A 25,792-nucleotide genomic window follows, 5' to 3' on the forward strand; every position below is an offset into this window, starting at 1 on the left:
GCCTATGGTTGCTCCAGCGCTCATTCAAAAGGACAGCCCGCTTTGCCGCTCGCGTTAGGACAGCAAGGACAGCGATGCCCCCCAACACCACCGCCTCTACGGGTCAGCAGCCCGGCAAGTCCGGCAGGAAGAAGGGGCGCAGAGCCCGTCTGATCGTCCTCGTCCTCGTCCTGGCGCTCATCGGCGGCGTCGTGTACGGGGCGTACTGGTCCATCAGCACCGTCCGCGCCTCCTTCCCGCAGACCGAGGGCTCGATCACGCTCGACGGCCTGTCGGGCCCGGTCGACGTGAAGCGCGACGGCTACGGCATCCCGCAGATCTACGCCTCCTCCGACGAGGACCTGTTCATGGCGCAGGGATACGTCCAGGCGCAGGACCGGTTCTACGAGATGGACGTGCGCCGTCACATGACCTCGGGGCGCCTGTCGGAGATGTTCGGCAAGGGGCAGGTCGACAACGACGAGTTCCTGCGCACGCTGGGCTGGGACCGCGTCGCGAAGGAGGAGTACGACACCAAGCTGTCGGACTCCACCAAGAAGTACCTGCAGGCGTACGCCAAGGGGGTCAACGCCTACCTGGAGGGCAAGGAAGGCAGGGACATCTCGCTGGAGTACGCGGCCCTGGGCTTCAGCAACGACTACATGCCGCAGAAGTGGACCCCGGTCGACTCGGTCTCCTGGCTGAAGGCGATGGCCTGGGACCTGCGCGGCAACATGCAGGACGAGATCGACCGCGCCCTGATGACCAGCCGCCTCGGCCCCAAGCAGATCCAGGACCTGTATCCGGACTACCCGTACGACCGGAACAAGGCGATCGTCCAGGAGGGCCAGTACGACGAGCTCACCCAGGTGTTCGAACAGGGCGACGGCACGTCGGGCACCGGCACGGGCACCTCTACCGCAGGGGCGGCCGAAGCGGCCGGAGCGGCCGGAGCATCTACGAGTGGCTCCACGGACACCGCGTCCGGCTCGGGCGCCACGGCCCTCCAGAGCCAGCTGTCGGGCCTCTACGAGGTCCTGGAGGACCTTCCCGCGGCCGTCGGAGTGAACGGCAACGGCATCGGATCCAATTCCTGGGTCGTCTCCGGCGCCCACACCATCACCGGCAAGCCGTTGCTGGCCAACGATCCGCACCTGTCGGCGTCGCTGCCGTCCGTCTGGTACCAGATGGGCCTGCACTGCCGCAGCGTCTCCAGCAAGTGCCAGTACGACGTCTCCGGCTACACCTTCGCGGGCATGCCCGGTGTGATCATCGGCCACAACAAGAACATCTCCTGGGGCATGACCAACTCCGGCGTCGACGTCACCGACCTCTACCTGGAGAAGCTCACCGGCGAGGGCTACCTGTACGACGGCAAGGTCAAGCCGTTCACCACGCGCGAGGAGACCATCAAGGTCGCCGGCGGCAAGTCCAAGACCATCGTCGTCCGCGAGACCAGCAACGGCCCCCTGCTGTCCGACCGCAGCGACGAACTGGTGAAGGTCGGCAAGAAGGCCACCGTCGACACCGCCGCACCCGACCGCGGCGACGGCTACGGCATCTCCCTGCGCTGGACCGCCCTGGAGCCCGGCACCTCCATGGACGCCGTCTTCGCGATGGACAGGGCGGCCGACTGGGACGACTTCCGCGAGGCCGCCGCCCTGTTCGACGTGCCCTCGCAGAACTTGATCTACGCCGACACCAAGGACCACATCGGCTACACCCTCCCCGGAAAGATCCCCACGCGCGCGGAGGGCGTCGACGGCTCGGTCCCGCAGCCGGGATGGAACTCCAAGTACCGCTGGAAGGGCTACATCCCGCAGAACCAGCTCCCCTACGAGTACGACCCCGCGCGCGGGTACATCGTCACCGCCAACCAGGCCGTGGTCGACGAGGACAAGTACCCCTACACGCTCACCACGGACTGGGGCTACGGCACGCGCAGCCAGCGCATCACCGACCTGATCAAGTCGAAGATCGACGACGGCGGCAAGGTCTCCACCGACGACATGCGCCAGATGCAGCTGGACAACAGCAGCGAGATCGCCAAGCTGCTCGTGCCCAAGCTGCTGAAGATCGACATCGAGGACAGGGACGTCCGCGAGGCGCAGAAGCTCCTGGAGGGCTGGGACTACACCCAGGACGCGGACTCGGCGGCCGCCGCCTACTTCAACTCGGTCTGGCGCAACACCCTCAAGCTCGCCTTCGGCAACAAGCTGCCCAAGGAGCTCCGGGTCAAGGGCCAGTGCCTGTGGGTCGACCCGGTCAACACCACCGGACCCGCCGACGAGGTGCAGAAGGTCCGCGAGTGCGGCCAGCGCGACGCCGACCAGGCGCAGCCGGACGGCGGCGACCGCTGGTTCGAGGTCGTGCGCACCCTCATGGACGACCAGGACAGCGACTGGTGGCAGACGCCCAAGTCGGGGTCGGGCCGCCCCGCCGCCGACAACCGTGACGAGCTGTTCAAGCGCGCCATGATCGACGCCCGCTGGGAGCTGACCGCCAAGCTCGGCAAGGACATCGACACCTGGAGCTGGGGCCGGCTGCACCGCCTGTTCCTGAAGAACCAGACCCTCGGCACCGAGGGCCCCGGCTTCCTGCAGTACATCCTCAACCGCGGCCCCTGGAAGCTCAGCGGCGGCGAGGCGACGGTCAACGCCACCGGCTGGAACGCCGCCGGCGGCTACGGCGTCGTGTGGGTGCCGTCGATGCGGATGGTGGTCAACCTCGGCGACCTCGACAAGTCGAAGTGGATCAACCTCACCGGAGCCTCCGGGCACGCCTACAGCGCGCACTACACCGACCAGACCGGCAAGTGGGCCAAGGGCGAGCTGCTGGACTGGTCCTTCTCCGACGAGGCAGTCGAGAAGAACACCAGCGACACGCTGGTGCTGGAGCCTTAGCGGCCCGGTGTTCGGGGCGAGGGCGCTCGGCCGTCGCTGTGAAAGGGGCCCTCCACGCGCGTAACCCGCGTGGAGGGCCCCTTTCGTGTGAGGGCGCGGAGCCCGGCCCGCTGTGCGTGCCGGCGCGGCGTGCAGCCGCGGGGCGCACGGCACGATCCGCGCGCCCCACCAGGGGCTGAGCGCCCCGCGGCGGATCAGGCTCCCCTGCGCCGCTCGGGGGTTGTGCGGAAGCGGCGTATGCCCGACGGCGTCACCACCGCGTGCACCGGCCGGTCGTGCGCCTCCGCCGGCACGTGCGCGACGACCTCCGAGTCGTAGAGCAGCACGACCAGCGCGGGGTGGGCGGCCGCGCGCTCCAGCCGGGCGAGCACGCGGTCGTACGAGCCTCCGCCGCGCCCCAGGCGCCTGCCGCGCGCGTCCACCGCCAGGCCGGGCAGCAGCACCACGTCGGCGGTGGTCACGGCGTCGGGTCCGAGGCGCTCGCCGGCCGGTTCGAAGAGAGCCATCTTCCCGCCGTGTTGGATGCGTGCGAGGGATCCCTGGCCGGTGTACGCGCCCCAGTCGAGGTCGTTGTCGGGCAGGAGCGCGGGGAGCAGGACGTGCACGCCCCGCGCGCGCAGCGCGTCCAGCAGCGCGAGCGTGCCCGGTTCACTCCCGACCGAGACGTACGCTGTCACCGTGCGCGCCTGCGCCAGCTCGGGCAGATCGAGCGCGCGCTCGCCCAGCGCGACGGCGGCCCTGCGCACGTCATCGGCCGTCAACCTGTTCCTCACCGCGAGGATCTCTCGCCGCAACACGCGCTTGTCAGGCTCTGCCGGACGTCCGATGTGACTCAAAGGTCGTACCCGTACCCTTCCAATAGGCTCATATGAGAGCCAATTAACCGGAGCCACAGATTCCCTACAAAGGCACCGGATAAGGTTGCGGGCATGACTCAGTCGCACCCTCGGATCAGCAAGGCTGTCATTCCCGCAGCAGGTCTTGGCACCCGGTTCCTGCCGGCCACCAAGGCCACTCCCAAGGAGATGCTGCCGGTCGTCGACAAGCCGGCGATCCAGTATGTGGTCGAAGAGGCCGTGTCCGCCGGCCTCGACGACGTCCTCATGATCACAGGCCGCAACAAGCGACCCCTGGAGGACCACTTCGACCGCAACTACGAGCTGGAGTCCGCCCTGGAGAAGAAGGGCGACGCCGAACGGCTCGCGAAGGTGCAGGAGTCCAGTGACCTGGCCACCATGCACTACGTGCGCCAGGGCGACCCCAGGGGGCTCGGTCACGCCGTCCTGTGCGCCGCGCCGCACGTGGGGGACGAGCCCTTCGCCGTCCTCCTCGGCGACGACCTCATCGACCCGCGCGACCCGCTGCTCAAGCGCATGGTCGAGGTCCAGGAGCAGCGCGGCGGCAGCGTCATCGCGCTCATGGAGGTCGCGCCCGAGCAGATCCACCTCTACGGCTGCGCGGCCGTGGAGGCCACCGAGGACGGCGACGTCGTCAAGGTGACCGGCATGGTCGAGAAGCCCGACCCGGCGGACGCCCCGTCGAACTACGCGATCATCGGCCGCTACGTCCTCGACCCCCACGTCTTCGACATACTGCGCAAGACCGAGCCCGGCCGCGGCGGCGAGATCCAGCTCACCGACGCCCTGCAGCAGCTCGCGGCGGACGAGAAGGTCGGCGGCCCGGTGCACGGCGTGGTCTTCAAGGGCCGCCGCTATGACACCGGTGACCGTGGCGACTATCTGCGTGCCATTGTCAGACTCGCATGCGAACGTGAAGACCTGGGCCCGGACTTCCGGACCTGGCTTCGCAGTTACGTAGCCGAGGAGATGTAGCCACTTTGAGCAGCGCCGCGCCCCGCACCACCGGCCAGGACCACCTCTGGTCGGTGGACGAACACCTGGAGGACATCCTCGCGACCGTCCGCCCCCTCGAACCCATCGAGCTGCAACTGCTCGACGCCCAGGGCTGCGTCCTGGTCGACGACGTCACGGTGCCGGTGTCCCTGCCGCCGTTCGACAACAGCTCCATGGACGGGTACGCGGTGCGGGTCGCCGATGTCGCGGGCGCGAGCGAGGAGTTCCCGGCCGTCCTGGAGGTCGTCGGGGACGTGGCGGCGGGCCAGGCCGAGCTGCTCCAGGTCGGTCCCGGCCAGGCCGCCCGCATCATGACCGGCGCCCCGTTGCCGCCCGGCGCCGAGGCCGTCGTCCCGGTCGAGTGGACCGACGGAGGTCTCGGCGCGGGCCCGGTGACCGGGATGCGCGCCCGCAGCCTCGCTCCCGAAGGCGCCGAGGGGCAGGTGCACGTGTACCGCCCGGCCGAGGCACGCGCGCACGTGCGGGCCAAGGGCAGCGACGTGAAGGCGGGCGACCGCGCGCTGGAGGCCGGCACCGTCCTCGGACCGCCGCAGATCGCCCTGCTCGCCGCGATCGGCCGCGGCACGGTACGCGTACGCCCCCGCCCGCGCGTGGTCGTGATGTCCACCGGCAGCGAACTCGTCCAGCCGGACGAGGAACTGCGCAACGGCCAGATCTACGACTCCAACAGCTTCGCCCTCACCGCGGCGGCCCGTGACGCCGGAGCCATCGCCTACCGGGTGGGCGCCGTCGCCGACGACGCCGAGACCCTCCGTTCCGCCATCGAGGACCAGTTGGTCCGCGCCGACCTCATGGTCACCACGGGCGGGGTGAGCGTCGGGGCGTACGACGTCGTCAAGGAGGCGCTCGAATCCGTCGCCGACGAGGACGAGGCGGGCAGCGGCATCGACTTCCGCAAGCTCGCCATGCAGCCGGGCAAACCCCAGGGCTTCGGCTCCATCGGCCCCGACCACACCCCGCTGCTGGCCCTCCCCGGCAACCCCGTGTCGTCGTACGTCTCCTTCGAGGTCTTCGTGCGCCCCGCGATCCGTACCCTCATGGGCCTCGACGACGTCCACCGGCCGCGCACCACCGCGACCCTCACGGCGGACAAGGCCCTGACCTCGCCGAAGGGCCGCAGACAGTTCCTGCGCGGGACGTACGCCGAGGGCACCGTGACGCCGGTCGGGGGCGCCGGATCGCACCTGGTCGCCGCCCTCGCGCATGCCGACGCGCTGATCGTCGTTCCCGAGGACGTCGAGACCGTCGAGCCCGGCACCGCCGTCGAGGTCGTCCTGCTCGGCTGAGCACGCGCGCGCGTGCCGGCCCGCGGGGCGGTCCTGCGCCGGTGCGCGCGCCGACTTGGCGGTACCGTGTCGCGCACAGCAGGCCCGTGCGCCGCACCGCGACGGGCCCGGACCGGGAGCGCCACACAGCATGAGTACGCAGGACCGACTGACGCACATCGACGAGGCGGGCGCCGCCCGCATGGTCGACGTATCCGACAAGGACGTGACCGCGCGCACCGCACGCGCCAGCGGCCGTGTCCTGGTCTCGCCCCGCGTGGTCGAGCTGCTGCGCGGCGAGGGGGTCCCCAAGGGCGACGCCCTGGCCACCGCGCGGATCGCGGGCATCATGGGCGCCAAGCGCACCCCGGACCTGATCCCGCTGTGCCACCCGTTGTCGGTGTCGGGTGTGAAACTGGACCTGTCGGTCGCGGACGACGCCGTGGAGATCCGGGCCACCGTGAAGACCACGGACCGCACGGGCGTCGAGATGGAGGCCCTCACCGCGGTCTCCGTCGCCGCGCTCACCGTGATCGACATGGTCAAGGCGGTCGACAAGGGAGCGGTCATCACGGACGTACGCGTGGAGGAGAAGACGGGCGGCAAGTCGGGCGACTGGAGTCGGGCATGACGGCGCCGGCCGAGCCGCCGCTCGGGGGCGCTCTCGTGGGGCCGTACGCCGCGCTCGTCGTGACCGCCTCCAACCGCGCCTCCGCGGGCGTCTACGAGGACAAGGGCGGCCCGCTGGTCGCCGACGGACTCAAGCGCTTCGGCTTCGCCGTCGACGGGCCGCAGATCGTGCCCGACGGGGACCCGGTGGAGGCCGCGCTGCGCGCAGCCGTCGAGGCCGGGTACGACGTCGTCGTCACCACCGGCGGTACGGGGGTCTCGCCCACCGACCGCACGCCCGAGGCGACCCGCAGGGTGATCGAGTACGAGGTGCCCGGCATCGCGGAGGCCATCCGTGCGTTCGGCCGGGAGAAGGTGCCGACGGCCGCACTCTCCCGGGGCCTGGCCGGGGTGGCGGGGAGCACGCTGATCGTCAATCTGCCGGGCTCCACGGGCGGGGTGAAGGACGGGCTCGCCGTTCTGGAACCCCTGCTGGCCCACGCCGTCGACCAGATCCGCGGCGGTGACCACCCAAGACCCGGCACAGGCAGTGGGGGTGCGAGCTGAACAGCCCGTCCTGGCCCGTCGTACTGACGGACGGCGAGGTCGTCCTGAGACCGATAAAGCTGCGCGACCAGCGGGCCTGGCGCGAGGTCAACCGGCGCAACCGCGACTGGCTGCGCCCCTGGGAGGCGACCATTCCGCCGCCCACGCCCGGCGGACCGATCGCGCACCGGCCGACCTACCGTCAGATGGTCCGGCACCTGCGGTCGGAGGCGAACTCGGGACGGATGCTGCCGTTCGTCATCGAGTACCAGGGACGGCTGGTCGGGCAGTTGACGGTCGCCGGGATTACCTGGGGCTCGATGTGCTCGGGGCACGTGGGGTACTGGGTGGACGAGGAGGTGGCCGGCCGGGGCGTGATGCCGACGGCCGTGGCGCTCGCCGTGGACCACAGTTTCCGGACCGTGGGGCTGCACCGCATCGAAGTCTGCATCCGCCCGGAGAACGGGCCCAGCCGCCGGGTGGTGGAGAAACTCGGATTCCGTGAGGAAGGGCTCAGGCCCCGTTATCTCCACATCGACGGTGCCTGGCGCGACCACCTCGTCTTCGCGCTGACCGCGGAAGAGGTGCCCGACGGTTTGCTGAGCCGCTGGCACCGGGCACGCTCCCAGGGACGGTCGCACGACGGCCCGCGGAACCCGCAGAACACTCAGGGGAATCCCGGGTAGCTCCGAAATTGAATAAGTGTTCGAAATTGATCGCCTGTTGACCGGCTCGGAGCGTTGAATTCGAAGCCTGTGCGGCCAGGTGATCGCATCGGTCACAAAAAAAGCTCGAAATATCAGCCAGATCGTGCGACACACCGGCTCAATTGGCAGATGGCCTCACGCAAACCCCTCTACCGTGTGAGGCGTGAGCAGCAGCGGCCTCATCTACGCAGTCATTGTCGGGGCCTGGGCCGCCTACTTGGTGCCGATGTGGCTCCGTAGGCAGGACGAGCTGAACGAGGCCCGTCCGACGGAACGCTTCAGCACAGCCATCCGGTTGTTGTCCGGACGGGCGGGGATGGAGCGCCGGTACGCCAAGGACCTGCGTGCGCGCTCCGCCGACGAGGGGGAGCCCAGCGCCGACGACCCGGACGGCGTCACCGAATCGGTGGACGTCCGGGCCTTTGCCATGCCTCCGACCCGTCCGCAGGCGCAGGCGCAGGCGGTGGTGTCGGCGCACCCGCAGGAGAAGGAGCGGCCGGAACCGGCGCGCGCGCAGACGTCCGCGCCGGAGCGCGAGCCCAGCTCCGCGCCCGCGCGGAAGGCGCGTAAACAGGTCCCTGCCGCGCGGCGCACACCCCCGGCGTCCACGCCCGCGGACGAGGCGGCCGCGGCGCGAGCCCGGCGCACGAAGGTGCTCGCGCGCCGCCGGCGCACCACCGTGATGCTCTTCCTCGCCTTCACGCTCGGCGCGATCGTCGCCGCCGTCGGGGGGCTCGCGTTCCTGTGGGCGCCCGGCGTGCCCGCCGTGCTGCTCAGCGCCTACATCGCCTACCTGCGCTCCCAGGAGCGCCGACGCTTCGCCTACCAGATGGACCGGCGCCGGGCCGAGGTCGCGGCGCAGCGACTGCGGGAGCGCGCGGCGCGTCAGTCGCGCCGGCGCGCACCCGCGGACGCCGGCGCGGACAGCGACCAGCACGACGAAGGGCCCGAACCCGAGACCGACCCCGGGCTGTCGGCGCTCGCCGCGGACCGGCGGGCGCTCGTCGAGCAGACCGATCACGCGGAGTGGGTCGACCAGCAGCGGGAGCGGCAGCGGCGGCCGGGGCACGGGGACAGCTGGGATCCGGTGCCGGTGCCGTTGCCGACGTACGTGACCGCGCCCGTCGCGCCGCGAGCGACCGCGGACGTGGACCTGGGGGCGCCGGACGCGTGGAGTTCGGCGCGGTCCGGTTCGATGGCGCCGGAGCAGGAGGCGGGCGCCGGTTCCGGCGGGCGGGAGGCCCAGGAGGGCCACCGGGCCAGAGGAGCGGGCGTGCAGGCTGACGGAGACGAGGCCGAGGACAGGTCGGACGGCGGCGGGCGCAGTGACGCCCGCCGGGCGGCGTCGGCCCGGCGGGCGCGCGAGCGGGGACGCACGCCGCTGTTCGACCAGTACGAGGACGGCGGGCGGCCGCGGGCCGCCAACGAGTAGCAGGCGGGGCCGAGCCGCGGACCCGACCGGCGGCGCGACTGCCTGCGGATCCGCCGGAGACCGCCCGCAGTCCACGGGGATCCGCCTCCGCGGAGCGGATTTCCGAGGGGGCGGATCGGGATGCTAGAGTTTCACTCGTTGCAAGGGCCTGTGGCGCAGTCCGGTAGCGCACCTCGTTCGCATCGAGGGGGCCAGGGGTTCAAATCCCCTCAGGTCCACCGCAACAACTGTTCTTGAGTTTGCTCAGGGATAGTTGACGAGATCCCGTCCGATCGGAAGATCGGGCGGGATCTTTGGTTTTCCGGGGTGTGTTCGATGAGGTTTCCGATCGTGCGGGACGTCATGGGGGGCTGCTGGTGGGGATTCCACCGGGGAATCGGTGGTGATCCGGTGCGGGCGGCGGGGCGAGGCCGTGGCTGGGCAGGGCAGAGCCCGGGGCGTGATGCGGTGGTGTTAGGTCGCCCGGGTGGTGCGGGTGCCGGCGGGCGGTGGAATTCCGGAGACCGACGAGTTGGGTCCGTTGTCCGTCGCGCCTGGTGTTCTCCTCGGTGAACTCCTCGTTGGCGGCGGGTGTATCGGTCTGCGTCCAACTGTGCAGGATGTCGAGGTTGATCGTGAGGATCATCGGGGCGAGGAGGATGGTCTGGGCGACGCGGCCGTGGGCGAGTCGTCGGGATGGGTCGGCGATGTTGACGCCGTGGGACTTTGCTCTGCTGTTCAGTCCCTTGATATTGGCTCGGGCGGGCCGGTAGGCGTTCTGCCAGGACGGCTGGAGGCAGTGGCGATCCTGGCAGAACTTGTCGATCTTTCCGAGGTCGCCGGGGCGGACGGTGAGAGTCGGTTGTTGGCAGATCTTCGGAAGTTGTTCCGGAGCCGGGGGCCGCGGCTGTTCGGCCGTGGGGACGGGGACGGTGGGCTCGGCCGCGGTGTGCGCGGTGGTGGCGCGCGGGTTGGCGAGGCCGACGGTGACCGGCCGGGTGGCGGCGATCTGGCGGACTTGGTGGAAGCGGGCGCAGGGGACCGCGGGCGAAGGCTCGGCGACCGGGCACTGCAGACGGATCGTGCCGTGCGGGTCGGGGTTCTGTTTGCGTTTGAGGAAGAACGGGCTGCGGGCTGCGGGCAGTTGGGTGAGCGGTTCGTCTTCGCCGGCTTCGCGTACGGCCTGTCGTCCAGGTTCGTGGTGGCGTGGACGAGGCCTCGGGCAGGGCAGGCGAGGGAGCCTTCGACGAGGAGAGCGTCGGCCGCCCCTGCTGTGGACACGCGAACGCGACTATCACTTCTGCGCGGACGAGACCGAACTGGAGAACTGGGAACGAGCCTGGATCAGCGAACGCCTCGCCCAGTTCCGCCGGATGCTCACCGGCACCCTCGGAACCCACCTCAAGCTCTTCCCCCGAAAGCGCCTGGGCCGATTACCTCACCGCCCAGGTCAGAGCGATCGAATCCAACCTGGAGGTGGCCTCCCAGCCCAGGACCCGCTGACTTCCGACCCCGGACGCCGGCCCGCCGAGGCCATCCATGTCCACTACAGTGCAGTGTGGGCCGTGACTGGCGCTGAGGTGGAGCACCACCGGGGAGCGGTCTGACGAATCGGTCGATGCCGTGCGCCTGGGCGAGTGGTCAACGACGCCTGGAGGCGACCATGTCCCCGACGCAGACGGCCCGGCTCATGAACGGCACCGAACTCGCCCGGCGCATCATCGAGGAGACCACCGCCCGAGCGGCGCATATCTCACGACACACCGGCGTGGCGCCGTGCCTGGCGACAGTGCTGGTGGGCGAGGACCCAGCGTCCGTGACGTACGTCCGCATGAAGCAGGCGCGCTGCGCGAAGGCGGGCATCACCTCCCGCCATGTCCCTCTGTCCGCCACCACCACGACCGCCGAACTGGTCGACACACTCACCGCCTTGTCCCAGGACCCCAGCGTGCACGGCATCCTGCTGCAGCACCCCGCCGGTGAGCACATCGACGAGCGCGCGGCCTTCGAGGCCATCGCCCCGGAAAAAGATGTCGACGGCGTCACGATGCACTCCTTCGCCGCGATGAGCTTTGGGCTGCCCGGCTTCGTATCGTGCACGCCCGGCGGCATCATGCGGCTGCTGGACGAGTACGACGTCGACCCCGCAGGCCAGCACGCCGTCGTGATCGGCCGCAGCGCGATCCTCGGCAAACCGGTCGGAATGCTCCTGCTCGCCAAGGACGCCACGGTGACGTACTGCCACTCCCGCACCGCCGACCTGCCCGCAGCCGTCCGGGATGCCGACATCGTGATCGCAGCCGTGGGGAGACCCCGACTGATCCGCGGAGAGGACATCAAACCGGGCGCGGTGGTGGTCGACGCCGGATACAACCCCGGCAACATCGGCGACGTCGACTTCGACACCGCCCACACCCGCGCCCGCCTGATCACCCCAGTTCCCGGCGGGGTCGGGCCAATGACCATCGCCGTCCTGCTGGCCCAGGCCGCCGACGCCGCCGCGAGGCAACTCGGAGTTCCAGGACGCTGACACCATCCTCAACTGCAGACAGGCGATCACCGGATCGGCGGGTACCTATCACCCGCCACTCGGGAAACGATCTTCAAGAGACCGGATCACCTCACGTCGACCCCACTCGTGAACACCCCACGCAGACGCATGACCTCTCCTGAGTCAGCTCAGGAGTGGTTGACGAGTTCCCGACGATCACGACGATCGTCGGGATCTTCGTCGTTTACGGGGCCTGCTCGAGGCTGTTCGGGGTGGTGGACGGCGGCGGTTCTTGTGCGCAGCCGTGTTCCGTCTGCCGCAGCACTCCACTGAAGTCATGACGGCCGGCCCCTGGTGTGTCGTGATCTACGATTTCCGGACAACCGAGGTGTTCCGCCGCGTCGTCGGCACTCCTGTCACCGCCGGTGGTGGCCGGGTCTTCCCCGGACGCCGGGAAGCGGCGAGGATCTTGCTGAGATGACGCCCGGAGTGGGGGCGTAGGGCTCTATCTGACTGAGGGGGGCGCGTTGACGGGGGGAGAGCCGGACCATCTTCGTTTCAACATCCTGGGCACACTGGAGGGCTGGGCCGGGGGGACCCGGCTGCGGTTCGGGGGAGCGATTCAGGAACGCGTGCTCGCCACCCTGCTCTTCGAGCCCGGCAGGATCGTCCCGGTCACCCGCCTGATCGAGGCCGCCTGGGACGAGGAACCGCCCCCGAGTGCCGAACATCAGGTGCGCAAGGCGGTTTCGGAGCTGCGTCGGCGTATACCGCGCGGCGCCGGGGTCGTCGTCACCGACGCCCCCGGCTACCGCATCGAACTGGGGGACGGTCAGCTCGACCTCAACGAGTTCGCAGAGCTGCTGCGCGTCGCCCACGCGGCGGTTGGCGCGGGCCGGACGGCCACAGCGGAGGCGGCTCTGCGCCAGGCGCTCGCGCTGTGGCGCGGCCCGGTCATGGCCGGCCGTGGCGGCAGGGTCATCGAGGCGGCGGCGACGGCGTGGGAGGAACGGCGGCTGACCGCGGCCGAGCAGCATTTCGGGCTGCGCCTGGCGCTCGGCGAGGCCGCGGAACTCATCGGTGACTTGAGGGACTTGATCTCCCGTCACCCACTGCGCGAGACCCTGCGCGGGCATCTCATGCTCGCCCTGTACCGCTCCGGGCGCGGCGCCGAGGCCTTGGAGGAGTACGCTGCCGTACGCCGACTGCTCGTCGAGGAACTCGGCGTCGACCCGGGTGCCCAGCTCACCCGCCTGTACGAGGGGATCCTGCGCGAGGACCTCGAACCGGCTCCGTCGCCCGCCGAACCGCGGCCCGCACCGGCGACACCCGTGTCCGAGCCGGGCCCTGCGGACCGGGGCGTGTGCACGCTGCCGTACGACCTGACCGACTTTGCCGGACGGGACGACAAGCTGCGGCTGCTGCTGGAGAAGGCCGGTGAGCCCGGCGGCGGGGGCACCCGGATCATCGCCCTCGACGGCATGGGCGGCTCCGGCAAGACCACCCTCGCCGTGCGGGCCGCACACCGGCTGGCCGATCATTACCCCGACGGTCAGCTCTTCATCGACCTGCGCGGCTTCACCCCCGGCGAGCGGCCCCTGCAGCCTGCGGTGGCGCTGGAGAGCCTGCTGCGGTCCCTGGGAGTACCGGACGAGCAGCTTCCGGAGGGTACCGAGGAACGGACGGCGCTCTGGCGGGTCACGGTCGCGCGCAAACGGGTGCTGATCCTGCTGGACAACGCCGCGGACCCGAGCCAGGTGATCCCGTTGCTGCCCGCCTCCTCCGGCTGCCTGGTGCTGATAACAAGCCGGGGACGGCTGGTCGACCTCGACGGCGCCGAGTGGATCGGGCTCGGCATGCTCGCCCCGGAGGAGAGCGCCACGCTCCTCGCGGAGACGCTGGGCGCCGAGCGGACTGCGGCCGAACCCGAGGCGGTGGCCGAACTCGCCGAACTGTGCGGCCGACTGCCGCTCGCTCTGCGTATCGCGGCGGCCCGGCTGCGCAACCGTCCCCGCTGGACGGTGGCCCATCTGGTGGAGCGGCTCAGCCACGAGACCCGGCGTCTCGACGAGCTGAGCACCGGCCGGCGCAGCGTCACGGCCACGCTGGAACTGTCGTACCAGGCGTTGAGTGCGAGCGGACGCGCCGGTTTCCGGCTCCTGGGACAGCACCCCGGCACCGAGATCGACGTCTGGTCGGCCGCGGCCCTGACGGGTACCTCCGTGCAGGAGGCCGAGGATCTCCTCGAAGGCCTCCTGGACGCGCACATGATGCAGCAGCACGCGCTCGGCCTGTACAGCTTCCACGACCTGGTGCGTAGCTTCGCCCGTTCCCTGCCGGGCGACGACGCCGGGGGTGGGGCGCTGGGCGGGCGGCTGCTGCCGTACTACCTCGACGCGACGGAAGCCGCCTGCGGGGTGCTGTTTCCGGACCGGTTGCGCATGGAGTTCGACGTCGAGGTTCCGTCGGCCGCCGAACTGCCCCCGCTGCGGACGGCGGCGCAGGCCATGGACTGGCTCGACCGGGAATACCACACGATCCAGCTCGCCATGGACCGCGAGGGCGACCTCGCCGACCCGGCCTGCGTGGTGCGCCTCTCCCGCAACCTGGCCTTCTACCTGTACACGCGCAGCAAACCGGATGAACAGGTCGCCCAGGGCCTCACCGCCGTACGCGCTGCGCGGCGGCTCGGGGACCAGCGCCTGCTGTGTCTCAGCCTCAACAACCTCGGTGTGGCGCAGTGGCGGGTGGGCCGCTTCCGCGAGGGCATTGAGAGCGTCTCCGAGGCTCGCAGGATCGCCCGTGCGCTGGGTGACGAGGTGGGCGAGGCGATGAGCGTCGGGCGGCTCGGGCTGCTCCACCTGGACACCGGTGAACTGGCCGAAGCCGTCCGCTGTCTGGAGCAGGCGGTGGTGCTGCGGCGCGAGAGCGGGTACGCGACGGGCGAGGCCGACAGCTGGGCCAACCTCTCCTCCGCCTACCGCCGCCTCGGCCGGCACCACGAGGCCGTCGCCGCGGCGGAGGAGGCCCTGCGTATCAGCCGCCGCGTCGGCGCCCCTGGCAGGGTGAAACTCGTCCTGAACGACCTGGCCGCCGGACTGTTGGGCATGGATCAACCCGAACGGGCGCTGGCCGTCCTCGACGAGGGACTCGCACCGGTCGACGAGACCCGGCAGACGGAGAACCATGCGCTCACCCTCGCTCTCTCGGCGGAGGCCCGCCAGCTCCTCGGTGACACCGAGAGGGCCTTGCGCGACGCCGACCGCGCCCGTGAGATCGTCAGCCGCTCCGGCGTACGACTGCGCGCCTCGGAGGTCGAGAACATCGCCGGACGTGTCCACCGCAGGGCCGGCGACCCCGCCCAGGCACTGCGCCTGCACCGACTCGCCTTCGACCATGCGACGGCCCTCGGCTACCGCGCCGAGGTCCTCGACGCCCTGACCGGACTGGCCTGTGCCGCCGAGGAGTTGGGGGAGAAGGAGGCGGCGGCGGGGTACCGGACACAGGCGCGGGACCTGCAGGCGGAACTGGGGATCGGGACGAGCGAAGGACAGTAACGATTCTGCGCGCCCCCTGTTCGAGAGGTGGGCCCTTCCCGCCGTTCGGCAGCCCCGTTTCCGGCCCAGCGGACGCGTACGGGAACGAAACGGGAAGAGGTGTGTGGAGACTCCCGGCAGGCGACGCCCGGACTGACGAGGAGCCTCACCATGCAGACCCGACCCGACCGCATCCTCATGGTGCTGCCGCGCGCCCGGCTGGTCCGGAAGGCCGTCGACGCGGGGCACCGGGTCTGGTCCGTGTGGGACCCGGTGCGACGCGACGCGGCCGAGCGCGGGGAAGTGGCCCGGTACTCCGAGGAGGTCCTGACCGTCGATGTCACCGACGAGTCGGCCCTGCGCGCACTCGTCGTGCGGGCCGCCCAGGAGCATCGCATAGGCCACGTGATGTACCTGGGCAGCGGGATGGGCGCGTGGCCCGTGCTGGAGGAGGCCCACCGGCTGGGACTCGGCGCCAACCCGCCGCAGTCCCACCTGCTGTTGGGGGACCGTGCGGCTCTGTGTGAACTGCTGCACGGCCACGCCAGGCTGGGCGTGTGCTTCCGGCGGGTTGAGTTGCGGACGGAACTGCACGCTGCCGTGGACGAGTTGGGCGGCCCCCCGGTCGTCGTCCGCTCCCTGGCCCGGGACGTCGACCGCCGCCCTGTCCTCGCGCCCGGGCCGGGCGCCCTCGAGGCCTGGGCCGGGCGCACCCCGGGGCCTTACCTCGTCGAGGAGTTCCTGGCAGGGCCGCAATACACCGTCAGCACCCTCAGCGTTGACGGCATGCACCAGGTCGTCGGCATCACGGCCACCAGGACGGGGGGGCCGCCGCACCTCGTGACCCTGGAGCATGTTCACCCGGCCCCGCTCGGCGACCGGGAGAGCGCCGAGATCCGGTCCGCGGTATGCGCGCTGCTGGACCTCGCGGGATTCGAGCACGGACCGGCTGACATCACCGTCGTACTGACCGGCACCGGTCCCCGCATAGTCTCTTCCCGCCCCGGGTTCTCCCGGGACGGGATACCCCTGCTGCTGAGGCTCGCCCGGGGGGTCGACTTGGAGGCGGCGTTCTTCCAGACCCTCACGATCAGCCGATGCCTGCCGCACACCGACGCCGTACGCACCGCCGGGGCTGCCTTCTTCCAGCTGCCACCTGGCCGGCTGACCGCCGTGGCCGACCTCGACGAGATACGTGCCCTGCCCCATGTGCACGCGGTGCACTTCCCCTTCCGCCCCGGAGACCCTGTGCCCGGCATGACGGACGGCGCGACCGTGCCCGGCTTCGTCGTCGTCGACGGTGCGAACGCCGAGGAAACCGCCGAACGCCTCGCCGCCGTACGGCGGTTGCTGCGCGCCGAGGCAGAGCCCGCACCCTGAACCGCCGACCGCCGACCGCCGACCGCCGACCGCCGACCGCCGACCGCCGATCGCCGACCGCCGACCGCCGACCGCCGACCGCCGCGCCCGGCTGCGAGCCGCGCCGCCCCACGCGCCGCTCCCACTCGTGCCAAGCCCGCCGTACCACCGCACGGCTCACGCACTCGCCCCCGCCGCCAGTACCCCCCTATCTCCCCACACCCCGGAGGACAGGACACGTGGACATGCGTCAGCTCAGGACATTCCACAGGGCGGCCGCCCTGCTCAGCTTCAGCCGCACTGCTGCCGAGCTCAACTACGCGCAGTCCAGTGTGACCGGGCAGATCAAGGGCCTGGAGAACGCCTTGGGCGTGGCGCTGTTCGAGCGGCTCTCCGGACGCAGGGTCCGCCTCACGCCGGCGGGCCGACGGCTGCTGCCGTACGCGGAACGGCTGCTCCTGCTCGCCGAAGAGGCCCGCAGCGCCGTCTCCGGCTCTCCCGAGCCGTCGGGGCGGCTGGTGATCGGGACGATGGAGAGCATCGCCACGTACCGCATGCCACCCCTTCTGGAGTTCTTCCACCACCGCTGCCCGCAATTGGAGTTGGTGCTACGGCCCGGCAGCGGGGCGGAGATCCTCGACGGTCTGCGCCAGGGCGCCCTGGACCTGGTCCTGCTGATCGACACCGAGACACTCCATCCCGGCCTGGAGAGCACGGTGTTCGGACCCGAGCCGCTCGTCGCCGTAGTGGCACCCCATCACGAGCTGGCCGGACGGCGATCGGTCGCCGGTGAGCGGCTGCGGCAGGTGCCGATCCTCGCGCCGGAGTCCGGACGCGGCTACCGGCGGCTGCTGGACGGTGAGTTGGACGGTCGGACCGCGCCGATCCTTGAGTCCGGCACGGTCGAGTCGACCAAGCGGTGGGCCGCGGCCGGTCTCGGGGTGGGACTGCTGCCCGCGGTGGCCGTCGCCGACGACGTCGCTGCGGGTGTGCTCGTCCCGCTCGACTGGCGCCCGCCGTCGGCCGTGTACGCGCAGCTCGTACGGCGCAGGCGCACCCCGGTCAGCCGGGAGATGAGGCTGTTCATCGACCAGGTCAGCAATCTTATGGCCGAGGAGGACGACCAGCTCGCGGCCTGAGAGGAAAGCCGACCTATCGGCTTGTCCGAATTTTCATTCCAGGTAAGCCGATCAGGAATTCATTGACCGTGACGGCCGCGGTTGGTGAAATTAAGTCACCAACAGGGAAGCCCCCCGGAAAAAGGCAAGAAAACAAGGGGGGCGGAAAACCAAGAGGAGCCCCCTATGAGCAACGTCTCCACCCCGGCCCAGCAGATGATGAACGGCCTGTACGCCGACGGCGCCCAGTTCGACGCCGACTGGAGCAAGGTCGACGACGCCACCCTCGTCAAGCTGCGCGAGGCCGCCGCCTCCGGTGACGAGGCGCTGCAGTCGCTCCTCACCAGCCTGGCGTTCAGCAAGTTCGAGGGCGCCGACCAGGCCGCTCGTCTCTCCGCCTCCCTGGCCGGCATCAAGCAGGCGGCCGTTGCAGAGATCTTCGAGGAGCTGCCCACCACCTCGATCGAGGACCTGCGCGCTGCCGCCGAGGCCGCCGGCTACGAGGTCGAGATCCTCGCCTGATCTCGATGCGGGACGGTGCGGTCTGGCCCCGGACCCCGTGTCCGGGGGCGGGCCGCCCCCTCGGATGAAATCCCCACCCCGCTCCCAACCGAAGCAGAAAAAGAAAGGGAACGTCGTGAGTGAGTCGTTTTCCATCGAAGGACTCGGCTGGCGTAAGAACTGGCGGATCGAGAACGGGAACGATTCCTATGTCGTCCCTTTCCCCACCCTGCGGCCGGCGACCCTGGTTTTCCACGGGGAAACAGAATTCAGCTACGGTCACTACGGAATTCACCTGGGCCAGGCGGACGTCTTGACCTTCATGGGACCGAGCAGCGGCACGGTCACCGGCTGGTTCATCGACTGCCGCGAGGGTTCGCCCACCGCCGGTGTGCGTGAGAAGCACATCTGGTCGCCCAGTTCGGCGCGCGCCCTGTACATCCCGCCGGGGGTGGCCCACACCTTCGACGGCCTGGAGTCCGTCAACACCATCAACTCCTACGAGTTGTTCCTGCCGGACCCCGCCGCATGGGTGCACGGCACCCTCGACTGGCAGCCCGACGCGGACATCATCAACATTCCCCTTGACATCGCCGACGAGGACATCCCCCTCTACAAGCCCAACTCCCACCCGGCCAGCGAACTCTGGTACGACATGGTCGCCGCCCAGCAGCGCGCCATGATCCCGAAGGTGGCCTACGAGTATCCGGTCACGCGGGACGTGAAGCTCGCCGACGGCACGGTCCGCCGGGTCGAACTGCGCCGCCCGCTGCCCAAGGACGACAGGAAGGGCTGGGAGCCGCTGGCCGAGGTTTTCGGCGTGGGCTGGGTGCGCCACCCGGTGATCCGCAGCGGCGCCGAGTCCGGCTTCTCCGCCCTCCTGGACCGCCACCCGCTCTACTTCATCGACCACGGTGAGACGGGCTACACCCACGACGCCTACGGCATCCACCTCGGCCAGGAAGACCGGCTCACCTTCGCCGGACCGCGCAAGCAGATGGTCACCCTCCACCTCATCGACACCCGGGTGGACTCGCCGACCTACGGCGCGGACGTGACGTACACCTTCTATCCGGACCCCGAGCGGTACTTGCTCATCCCGCCGGGCGTGGGCCACGCCTTCGAGCACCTGGAGAACGTGTTCACCGTCAACCGGCCGCGAACCCTGCTGCCCGAGGACGGCAGCGAGTACCAGCCGGGCAACGACGTCGTCGACTGGCCGGTCGAGAATCGGCCGATCCCGGCGCTGCGGCCCAACACGGTCCCGGCGAGCCGCGAGTACTACGAGGCCCAGGTCGCGGACCAGAAGGCCCTGCGGGCGCTGCCCGTCACCCACTCCACCCCCTCGGTGATGATGATCAAGGGCAAGGACGGCAAGGAGATCAGGGTCGCGCTGCGGAAAAAGGTGGCGATGACCGGCTCCTGAGAAACAACCAGCAGTGCGGCGGCCGACACGGTCGCCGCACCTCTGTCGTGCACCCCCACGCACCATCAGTCGTCCACGGAGTTGGAACCCATGTCGAAGTCCCGTTCCCTGTACCGGTCATTGGCGCCCCTGCGGCACCGCGACTACCGCCTCTTCTTCATCTCGTACCTCGTCAGCATGCTCGGTGACGGGGTCTGGCTGGTCGCGCTGCCCTGGGTGGCCATGGAGCTGGGCGGTGACAGCTCCGAACTCGCCATGGTGGTGGGCGCCGAGGCGGTGGGCCTGGTCTCCTGCGTCCTGGTGGGCGGCGCGCTCGCGGACCGCTTCCCGCGCAAGCGGGTCATCGGCTGGTCGTTCGTGGCGAGCTTCGCCGTGCTCGCCATGCTCACCGCCGTCCATGTCATCGGGGACCTGAAGGTGTGGCAACTGGTCGGCGCCGCCTTCGTCCTCGGCGCGTCCGCCGCGATCAGCGGTCCCGCCTCCGACGCCTTCACTCCCGACCTCGTGCCCGAGGAAAGCCTGCACTCCGCCAACGCCCTTGAGTCCACCGTGCGTTCGCTCACCATGCGGATGGTTGGCCCGGCGCTTGGCGGTGTGCTGATCTCGCTGCTCGACTCCATGAGCGTCATCATGCTCAACGCGGTGAGTTTCGGGGTGGCGGCACTGTGTGTGGCCTTCATCCGGCCGGGAGTGTCCGCCGGTTCCGTGTCCGAGGAGGAGGCCGAGTCGGCCGAACCCGTCCCGTATCGGCAGGCGCTGCGTTACCTGTTCGGGGAGCGGTGGCTATGGGTGCTCATCGTGTGGTCCGGCGTGGTGCTGCTGCTCCAGTCAGGTCCCCGGCAGGTGCTCCTGCCCTTCCTCATCAGCGACCGGCTCGGTGGCGACGCCCGTGACTACGGCCTGTTCATCGCGGTGACCGGCGTCGCGGCCGTGGTCGCCTCCGTCGTGCTGGGTGCGCGCAAACCTCCCAAGGACTACGCCCGGTGGATGCTGCTCGCGTGGACGGCGGGCGCCGCGCCGCTGGCAGTGATGGTCTTCGTGCCGTCATTCTGGCTGCTGCTTCCCATGGCTGTGATGTACGGCTGCTTCTCGACAGTCGGCAACGTGTACTGGTCGACGCTGATCCAGACCGTGCCGAGCGCGGTGCGCGGTCGCGTCATCAGCATCGACTGGCTGGGTTCGCTGGCGCTCGTACCGCTGTCGGCGGTGATCGCGGGTGTGGGCTCGGGCCGGGCGTTCGTGGTGACCCTCTTCGTGCTGGGCGGGACGCTGCCGGTGCTGATGACGCTGGCGACACTGCGGTGGGTGGACCTGAGCGCGCTGCGGCCGCCGGGGGAGGCCGTGAAGAAGGCCGAGGAGCCGGCGCCCGAGGCCCCGGAGCCCCTGGTCGGGGCACGCCCCGCCTCGTGATGCGGGCGTCCTGTCCACTGCCTTGATACACGGTTCCTTGCTCGTTCCCATGCCGAGGGAGCGCGGCGGGAACGGTGGCGAGCAGTATCCGGGATGTCGGGAGCGATCGACGTGACCACGACACAGGCACTGGCTGCGACAAAGGGGTGGGGCATGCTCAGCAGGACGATGAAGCTGGCCGGGATTGTTGCGATGACGCTCGCATTGGCGCTCGGGGGAAGTGCCGCACTGGTCGGGACCGAGGCCGCGGCGCACAGCGTGGCCCAGGGGGAGGGGCCGGCGACCCCGCGGGCCTGACCCCCGTGAGCTCGGACCGCTCCGTACACCGTGCCGGTGTACGGAGCGGTCTGTTCGTCTGGAAGGACACCTGGACCCCGGCGCTGTTTCTCAGCTGTTCGGGAGCGGATCGGACACGGCCGCCGCGTAATTGGCGAGTGAGATGTTGTAGCACGGCAGATGGCGGGAGAGGGCGCCGAGGGCGAGCGCCGCGGCCTCCCGTTCGCGTCCGAGGTCGACGAACGCCAGGGCGAGGAACGCGGTGACCGCGTCGTCGAGGTGGTCCGAGGTCTTCTCGCGCTCCGCGAGCAGCATGTCGGCGCCGGCCTGTGGGTGGCCGAGGGCGCGCAGCGTACTCGCGAGCTGGATGACCGCCTGGCGTCGACGGTCGCCGTCCAGGCCGCCGTCCAGGGCCTGCCGGTAGAGGAGAACGGCCTGTTCGCCCAGGTCGGTCGCGTCGTAGGCGGAGGCGAGCTCGAACAGGGCGACGGGATGCCCCTCCGGCAGTTCGTCGGCCAGCGTCTTCATCTTCGAGCGGAACTCCGCCGCATCGCAGTCCTGGAAGGCGGCCCACAGGGCGTCGCACCGCCGTTCCCACTCCGCCGTGGTCTTCAGGGTCATCGTCATAGCTTTGCAGACGTGCCGCGGACGCAGGCAGGCCGGGAAGCCGGCCGGACGCGGCGTGGTGATGCGCCGTGTCTGTCCGGACAGACAGCGTCCACAACGACGCCGCGACGGTTGAGCACCTGATGAGGCGGCCGCGCTCCCACGGGGACGAGGTGCGTACGAGCGTGGCGTTGCCGTCCAGGATGTTGCTGTTCGACCGCACCCACGGACGAGGCAGTCGCCCGCAGGCTCGGTGTCTCCGCGCGCACCGGGCGTCGTGTCGCCGCCGACCTCATGGCCCGACTCGGCGCACGCGGCCGCTGCCAGGCGGGTCTGCGCCCCCCAGCAACCCGGCCGGGTTGCTGGGGCGGAGCCGGCACACCCGGATGATCGGCCACCCCACGTGACGCACACGCCCCGCCCCTTTTCCCACCCCCTCGTCGCATCACTCCCGCACCCGCGCCGCCCGCCGCGCCCCCATCCCGGCCGGAACCACCGTCGCCACCACGGCCAGCAGCGCGCAGACCCCCGTCACACAGCCGATGGCCGCCCACGGAATCCGGATCGGCGTCCACACCGACAGCAGGCCCAGCGCGCTCCACATCCCGAGCAGGTTGAGCGCGGTCACCAGCAGGCCCAGGACCCCGCCGACCACCACGACCGTCAGCGCCTCCGCGGCCACCAGCCGCAGCACCTGCCAGGTGGTGGCGCCGGCCAGCCGCAGCGCCGCCAGGTCCCGGACCCGGTCGGAGGACGCCATGACCAGGGTGTTGGCCAGCGAGATGCCGGTGTAGAGGAGGGCGATGCCGAGGACCAGCAGGAAGCCGAGCCGGGTGGTGTCGTCGGTCTTCGGGTGACTCGCGCGCACCCAGGCGTCCTTGGTGTACACCTGTCCGCCCTCGGCGGCCACCGCCGACCGCAGGGCGGCCGCCACCGCGGAGGCGTCCGCACTCTCGGCCACGTTCACGTCGACCCGGTCGACCGGGGCCCGCGGGGCGTTGGCGGGGGTGACGTAGACCCCGTTGTCGCCGGTGCCGACGGACATCACCGCGGCGATCCGCAGCGACTTCCTCGTGCCGTCGCCGAGCCACACGCTCACCCGCTGTCCGACGGTGTGCCGCTCCCACTCCTCGTTGACGACGATGGAGTCGTCGTCGAGGTCGGTGACGCGGCCCGAGGTCACCGGCAGCCGCACGGTGTCCGCGAGGGTCTTCGGGTCGGCCGCGCGGGCGTCGGAGCGGATGAGGGCGACGCCCTCCTCCAGGACGTACACGGCGCTCGACGAGGTCGGCGAGACCTCCGCGCCGGGCAGCTTCCGCAGCCGTTCGACCGTGGCCGCGCCGAAGCCGTCCCCGGCCGGGGATACCACGAAGTCCGCGGCGGTCTGCTCCCGGGTCTCGGTGGCCTTCGCCCCGTTCAGAGTGGCGGTCGCGCCGAGCAGCGAACCGGCCAGGCCGACCGTGACCAGCACGGGCGCCGCGATCGCGGCCGTACGGCGGACTCCCGCGGCGGCGTTCTCCCGCACCAGCATGCCGCCCGCGCCCGGGAGTTGGGCCGGCAGCCAGGCGATCAGCCGGGTCAGCGGGCGCACCAGCACCGGCGACAGCAGCGCGGTCGCGGTGATCAGCAGCATGGGCCGGCTGACGTACGTCTTGCGGTGCAGCAGGTCGCCGGGCTCGGTCAGCAGGGCAAGGCCCAGCGTCACGGCGGCGGTGACCAGCAGGCCCGCGCCGAACAGCAGACGGCCCCGGGTCATGGTCCGGCCGTCCACGGACGCCTCGCGCAGCGCCTGCGTGGGCGCGGTCCTCCCGGCCCGCCAGGACGCGGCCACCACCCCGCACAGCGCCACCAGCAGCCCCGTCCAGAAGGCCATGTGGTACGGCCAGGTGTGGTCGCCGATGGTGAACCAGGCGGGGGCGAGCCCGCCGTCCACCACCCACTCGGCGAGGTACGGCGCCGTGTACGCGCCGAGGCCACAGCCCGCCGCCGAGGCCAGGACGCCCACGAGCAGCGCCTCGGCGCACACCGTCCGGCGGATCTGGCCCGGGGTGGCGCCCGCGGTGCGCAGCAGCCCGAACTCCCTGCGCCGCTGGGCGACGGCGAAGGCGAACGTGGAGGCCACCACGAACACCGACACGAAGCCGCTGACCCCGCCCGCCGTGCCGAACATGGCGTTCATCGCGGTCAGCGCCTCGCTGTCCCGGTCGGGGTCGGCATCCGCGTACCGCCGGTCCGGGCCCGTGAGCACCTCGGCGCCGGAGTCGCCGACCGCGTCGCGCACCGCCGCCGCGTCCGCGTCCACCACCAACCGGGTGCTGACCGGGGCGAGTTCGGCGGCCCGCGCGTCGGTGTGGAAGACGGCGTTCTCGAAGCCGAGTCCGCCGACGGTGCCGACGACCCGCACGGTGCCGGACCCGGTGCGCAGCTCCTTGCCGACCGTCGTCCAGTCGCCGCTGACGACCACCTCGTCGGCCGCCTCGGGCGCGCGTCCGTCGGTCAGCCGGTACGGCGCGAAGGCCGCCGTGGACCAGGGGTGGCCCACGAGGTCACCGGGCCCGTCCTCGACGTGTACGGCGTAGGAGCGGTCCTCGGTGACGGTGCCGAGCTCGCGCAGCGCGGCGACCGTGGCGGCCGGCACCGGATTGGGCTGCTCCAGCCTCTGCTCGCGGTCGCCGACCGGGGTCGGCACGCTCAGGGTGGCCTTGCCCTGCACCACGACCGGGGCTGCCGCGAACCGCTCGGGCTGCCGCTCGGGCGCGTCCAGGGAGGAGGCGAGGGCCAGCCCCATCACGGCGATCAGCGCGACGCCGAGCGACAGTGCGACGAAGCTGCCGGCGAAGGTGACCCAGCGGGTGCGCAGGGTGCGCAGGGCGATGCTCAGCACGGAACGGCCTCCAGCCCGGTCATCCGGGCGGCGATGTCGCCGGCCGAGGCGTCGGCCAACTCGCCGTTGACGCGCCCGTCGACGAGGAAGACCACGCGGTCCGCGTAGGAGGCGGCCACCGGGTCGTGGGTCACCATGATGATCGTCCGGCCCTCGGCGTCGACCATGCCGCGCAGCAGCGTCAGCACCTCGCGGCCGGTCCGCGAGTCCAGGGCGCCGGTCGGCTCGTCGCCGAACAGCACCTCGGGGCGGGTGATCAGGGCGCGGGCCAGGGCCACCCGCTGCTGCTGGCCGCCGGACAGCTCCGACGGGCGGTGTCCCGCCCGGTCGCCGAGACCGACCTGCGCCAGCACCTCACGCACCCGGCCCCGCCGGGGGCGTCGGCCGGCCAGCCGCAGGGGCAGGGCCACGTTCTGTTCGGCGGTCAGCGACGGCAGCAGGTTGAAGGCCTGGAACACGAAGCCGATGCGTTCCCGGCGCAGCAGCGTCAGCCGGGTCTCGCTCAGCTCGGTCAGCTCGGTCTCGCCGACGGTGATCGAGCCCGAGGTGGGCCGGTCCAGTCCGGCGGCGCACTGCAGCAGGGTCGACTTGCCGGAGCCGGAGGGGCCCATGACGGCGGTGAAGGTGCCCCGGGGAAAGGCGAGGGAGACCTGGTCGAGCGCGGTGACACGGCTGCCGCCCGACCCGTACTCCCGGCTCACGGAGCGCAGTTGGATCGCGTTGTCGGTCATCTGGTCCTGAGCCCCTGCCCGTTGGTGTCCATTGGTGACCATTTATGTCCATTGGTGTCGGTCCTCCCGCGCACCGGGGCGGGCGGGACGGAGATAGTGGTCGGTGGGGATGAACACGAAAGCGCGTGAGGACCCTCCGGCGCAGTGCGGCAGAGGCGAG

19 protein-coding genes, 1 tRNA gene and 1 riboswitch are annotated in these 25,792 nt (G+C 70.9%); of the genes, 16 read left to right on the plus strand and 4 right to left on the minus strand.

Features of this window, described 5'->3' with window-relative positions; translation table 11 throughout:
* Positions 1 to 74: 74 nt before the first annotated feature.
* The gene (locus ICC28_RS18850) at positions 75 to 2,882 is read left to right on the plus strand and encodes a penicillin acylase family protein (RefSeq protein WP_188289780.1); all 2,808 of its coding nucleotides are present in this window, start codon (positions 75 to 77) and stop codon (positions 2,880 to 2,882) included.
* A gap of 194 nt (positions 2,883 to 3,076) precedes the next feature.
* On the opposite strand, the gene ICC28_RS18855 is transcribed toward ICC28_RS18850, so the two are convergent.
* Positions 3,077 to 3,718 (minus strand): 5-formyltetrahydrofolate cyclo-ligase, encoded by a 642-nt coding sequence (locus tag ICC28_RS18855; protein ID WP_188289781.1) that lies wholly within the window; start codon positions 3,716 to 3,718, stop codon positions 3,077 to 3,079.
* Between the two features lie 93 nt (positions 3,719 to 3,811).
* Here ICC28_RS18855 and galU point away from each other — a divergent pair, with 93 nt between their 5' ends.
* From galU to ICC28_RS18930, 15 genes are all read left to right on the plus strand, one after another.
* The gene (gene galU, locus ICC28_RS18860; protein ID WP_188289782.1) at positions 3,812 to 4,714 is read left to right on the plus strand and encodes a UTP--glucose-1-phosphate uridylyltransferase GalU; all 903 of its coding nucleotides are present in this window, start codon (positions 3,812 to 3,814) and stop codon (positions 4,712 to 4,714) included.
* A gap of 5 nt (positions 4,715 to 4,719) precedes the next feature.
* Positions 4,720 to 6,042 (plus strand): gephyrin-like molybdotransferase Glp, encoded by a 1,323-nt coding sequence (gene glp, locus ICC28_RS18865; RefSeq protein ID WP_188289783.1) that lies wholly within the window; start codon positions 4,720 to 4,722, stop codon positions 6,040 to 6,042.
* 130 nt (positions 6,043 to 6,172) lie between these two features.
* Complete coding sequence (gene moaC / locus ICC28_RS18870) at positions 6,173 to 6,652, plus strand: cyclic pyranopterin monophosphate synthase MoaC (RefSeq protein ID WP_188289784.1); 480 nt, start codon at positions 6,173 to 6,175, stop codon at positions 6,650 to 6,652.
* Positions 6,649 to 7,197, plus strand: a complete 549-nt coding sequence (locus ICC28_RS18875) for a molybdenum cofactor biosynthesis protein B (RefSeq protein WP_188289785.1) — start codon at positions 6,649 to 6,651, stop codon at positions 7,195 to 7,197. The genes moaC and ICC28_RS18875 overlap by 4 nt, the downstream gene beginning before the upstream one ends.
* Entirely contained in the window at positions 7,194 to 7,862 is a 669-nt protein-coding gene (locus ICC28_RS18880) for a GNAT family N-acetyltransferase (protein WP_188289964.1), read from the plus strand. Before ICC28_RS18875 ends, ICC28_RS18880 begins: the two co-directional genes overlap by 4 nt.
* Positions 7,863 to 8,046: 184 nt before the next feature.
* Positions 8,047 to 9,315, plus strand: coding sequence for a gephyrin-like molybdotransferase receptor GlpR (gene glpR / locus ICC28_RS18885; RefSeq protein ID WP_188289786.1), 1,269 nt, complete (start codon positions 8,047 to 8,049; stop codon positions 9,313 to 9,315).
* Between the two features lie 144 nt (positions 9,316 to 9,459).
* Positions 9,460 to 9,533, plus strand: a tRNA-Ala gene (locus tag ICC28_RS18890).
* 1,316 nt (positions 9,534 to 10,849) lie between these two features.
* A riboswitch (ZMP/ZTP riboswitch) is annotated at positions 10,850 to 10,936 on the plus strand.
* 21 nt (positions 10,937 to 10,957) lie between these two features.
* Positions 10,958 to 11,824, plus strand: a complete 867-nt coding sequence (locus tag ICC28_RS18895) for a bifunctional 5,10-methylenetetrahydrofolate dehydrogenase/5,10-methenyltetrahydrofolate cyclohydrolase (RefSeq protein ID WP_188289787.1) — start codon at positions 10,958 to 10,960, stop codon at positions 11,822 to 11,824.
* Between the two features lie 488 nt (positions 11,825 to 12,312).
* A complete protein-coding gene (locus tag ICC28_RS18900) occupies positions 12,313 to 15,342 on the plus strand; it encodes an AfsR/SARP family transcriptional regulator (protein ID WP_223189082.1) in 3,030 nt (1,009 codons plus the stop codon).
* Positions 15,343 to 15,492: 150 nt separating this feature from the next.
* Entirely contained in the window at positions 15,493 to 16,701 is a 1,209-nt protein-coding gene (locus tag ICC28_RS18905) for a phosphoribosylglycinamide synthetase (protein ID WP_188289788.1), read from the plus strand.
* Positions 16,702 to 16,925: 224 nt separating this feature from the next.
* Positions 16,926 to 17,819 (plus strand): LysR family transcriptional regulator, encoded by an 894-nt coding sequence (locus ICC28_RS18910; protein ID WP_223189083.1) that lies wholly within the window; start codon positions 16,926 to 16,928, stop codon positions 17,817 to 17,819.
* 165 nt (positions 17,820 to 17,984) lie between these two features.
* Entirely contained in the window at positions 17,985 to 18,320 is a 336-nt protein-coding gene (locus tag ICC28_RS18915; RefSeq protein WP_188289790.1) for a hypothetical protein, read from the plus strand.
* Positions 18,321 to 18,621: 301 nt separating this feature from the next.
* Entirely contained in the window at positions 18,622 to 19,725 is a 1,104-nt protein-coding gene (locus ICC28_RS18920; protein ID WP_223189098.1) for a dTDP-4-dehydrorhamnose 3,5-epimerase family protein, read from the plus strand.
* Positions 19,726 to 19,815: 90 nt separating this feature from the next.
* A complete protein-coding gene (locus ICC28_RS18925; RefSeq protein ID WP_188289792.1) occupies positions 19,816 to 21,135 on the plus strand; it encodes an MFS transporter in 1,320 nt (439 codons plus the stop codon).
* Between the two features lie 111 nt (positions 21,136 to 21,246).
* Positions 21,247 to 21,432 carry a hypothetical protein gene (locus ICC28_RS18930; RefSeq protein WP_188289793.1) on the plus strand — a complete coding sequence of 62 codons (186 nt, stop codon included), beginning with the start codon at positions 21,247 to 21,249 and terminating at the stop codon, positions 21,430 to 21,432.
* 90 nt (positions 21,433 to 21,522) lie between these two features.
* Here ICC28_RS18930 and ICC28_RS18935 read toward each other — a convergent pair whose 3' ends face one another.
* The 3 genes from ICC28_RS18935 to ICC28_RS18945 all read right to left on the minus strand — a co-directional run bounded on the left by ICC28_RS18935 (position 21,523) and on the right by ICC28_RS18945 (position 25,632).
* The gene (locus ICC28_RS18935) at positions 21,523 to 22,032 is read right to left on the minus strand and encodes a tetratricopeptide repeat protein (protein ID WP_188289794.1); all 510 of its coding nucleotides are present in this window, start codon (positions 22,030 to 22,032) and stop codon (positions 21,523 to 21,525) included.
* A 430-nt stretch (positions 22,033 to 22,462) separates the two neighbouring features.
* The gene (locus tag ICC28_RS18940; protein WP_188289795.1) at positions 22,463 to 24,901 is read right to left on the minus strand and encodes an FtsX-like permease family protein; all 2,439 of its coding nucleotides are present in this window, start codon (positions 24,899 to 24,901) and stop codon (positions 22,463 to 22,465) included.
* The gene (locus ICC28_RS18945) at positions 24,895 to 25,632 is read right to left on the minus strand and encodes an ABC transporter ATP-binding protein (RefSeq protein ID WP_188289796.1); all 738 of its coding nucleotides are present in this window, start codon (positions 25,630 to 25,632) and stop codon (positions 24,895 to 24,897) included. The genes ICC28_RS18940 and ICC28_RS18945 overlap by 7 nt, the downstream gene beginning before the upstream one ends.
* Positions 25,633 to 25,792: the final 160 nt, after the last annotated feature.

Source organism: Streptomyces sp. TRM68416 (genome assembly GCF_014596915.1).
GTDB lineage: Bacteria > Actinomycetota > Actinomycetes > Streptomycetales > Streptomycetaceae > Streptomyces.

Bases quoted from the DNA above. Each gene is read 5' to 3' on its own strand.
- ICC28_RS18850 (WP_188289780.1), top strand. From the start codon at position 75: ATGCCCCCCAACACCACCGCCTCTACGGGTCAGCAGCCCGGCAAGTCC.
- galU (WP_188289782.1), top strand. From the start codon at position 3,812: ATGACTCAGTCGCACCCTCGGATCAGCAAGGCTGTCATTCCCGCAGCA.
- moaC (WP_188289784.1), top strand. From the start codon at position 6,173: ATGAGTACGCAGGACCGACTGACGCACATCGACGAGGCGGGCGCCGCC.
- ICC28_RS18875 (WP_188289785.1), top strand. From the start codon at position 6,649: ATGACGGCGCCGGCCGAGCCGCCGCTCGGGGGCGCTCTCGTGGGGCCG.
- ICC28_RS18895 (WP_188289787.1), top strand. From the start codon at position 10,958: ATGTCCCCGACGCAGACGGCCCGGCTCATGAACGGCACCGAACTCGCC.
- ICC28_RS18905 (WP_188289788.1), top strand. From the start codon at position 15,493: ATGCAGACCCGACCCGACCGCATCCTCATGGTGCTGCCGCGCGCCCGG.
- ICC28_RS18910 (WP_223189083.1), top strand. From the start codon at position 16,926: ATGCGTCAGCTCAGGACATTCCACAGGGCGGCCGCCCTGCTCAGCTTC.
- ICC28_RS18915 (WP_188289790.1), top strand. From the start codon at position 17,985: ATGAGCAACGTCTCCACCCCGGCCCAGCAGATGATGAACGGCCTGTAC.
- ICC28_RS18920 (WP_223189098.1), top strand. From the start codon at position 18,622: ATGGGACCGAGCAGCGGCACGGTCACCGGCTGGTTCATCGACTGCCGC.
- ICC28_RS18925 (WP_188289792.1), top strand. From the start codon at position 19,816: ATGTCGAAGTCCCGTTCCCTGTACCGGTCATTGGCGCCCCTGCGGCAC.
- ICC28_RS18935 (WP_188289794.1), bottom strand. From the start codon at position 22,032: ATGACCCTGAAGACCACGGCGGAGTGGGAACGGCGGTGCGACGCCCTG.
- ICC28_RS18945 (WP_188289796.1), bottom strand. From the start codon at position 25,632: ATGACCGACAACGCGATCCAACTGCGCTCCGTGAGCCGGGAGTACGGG.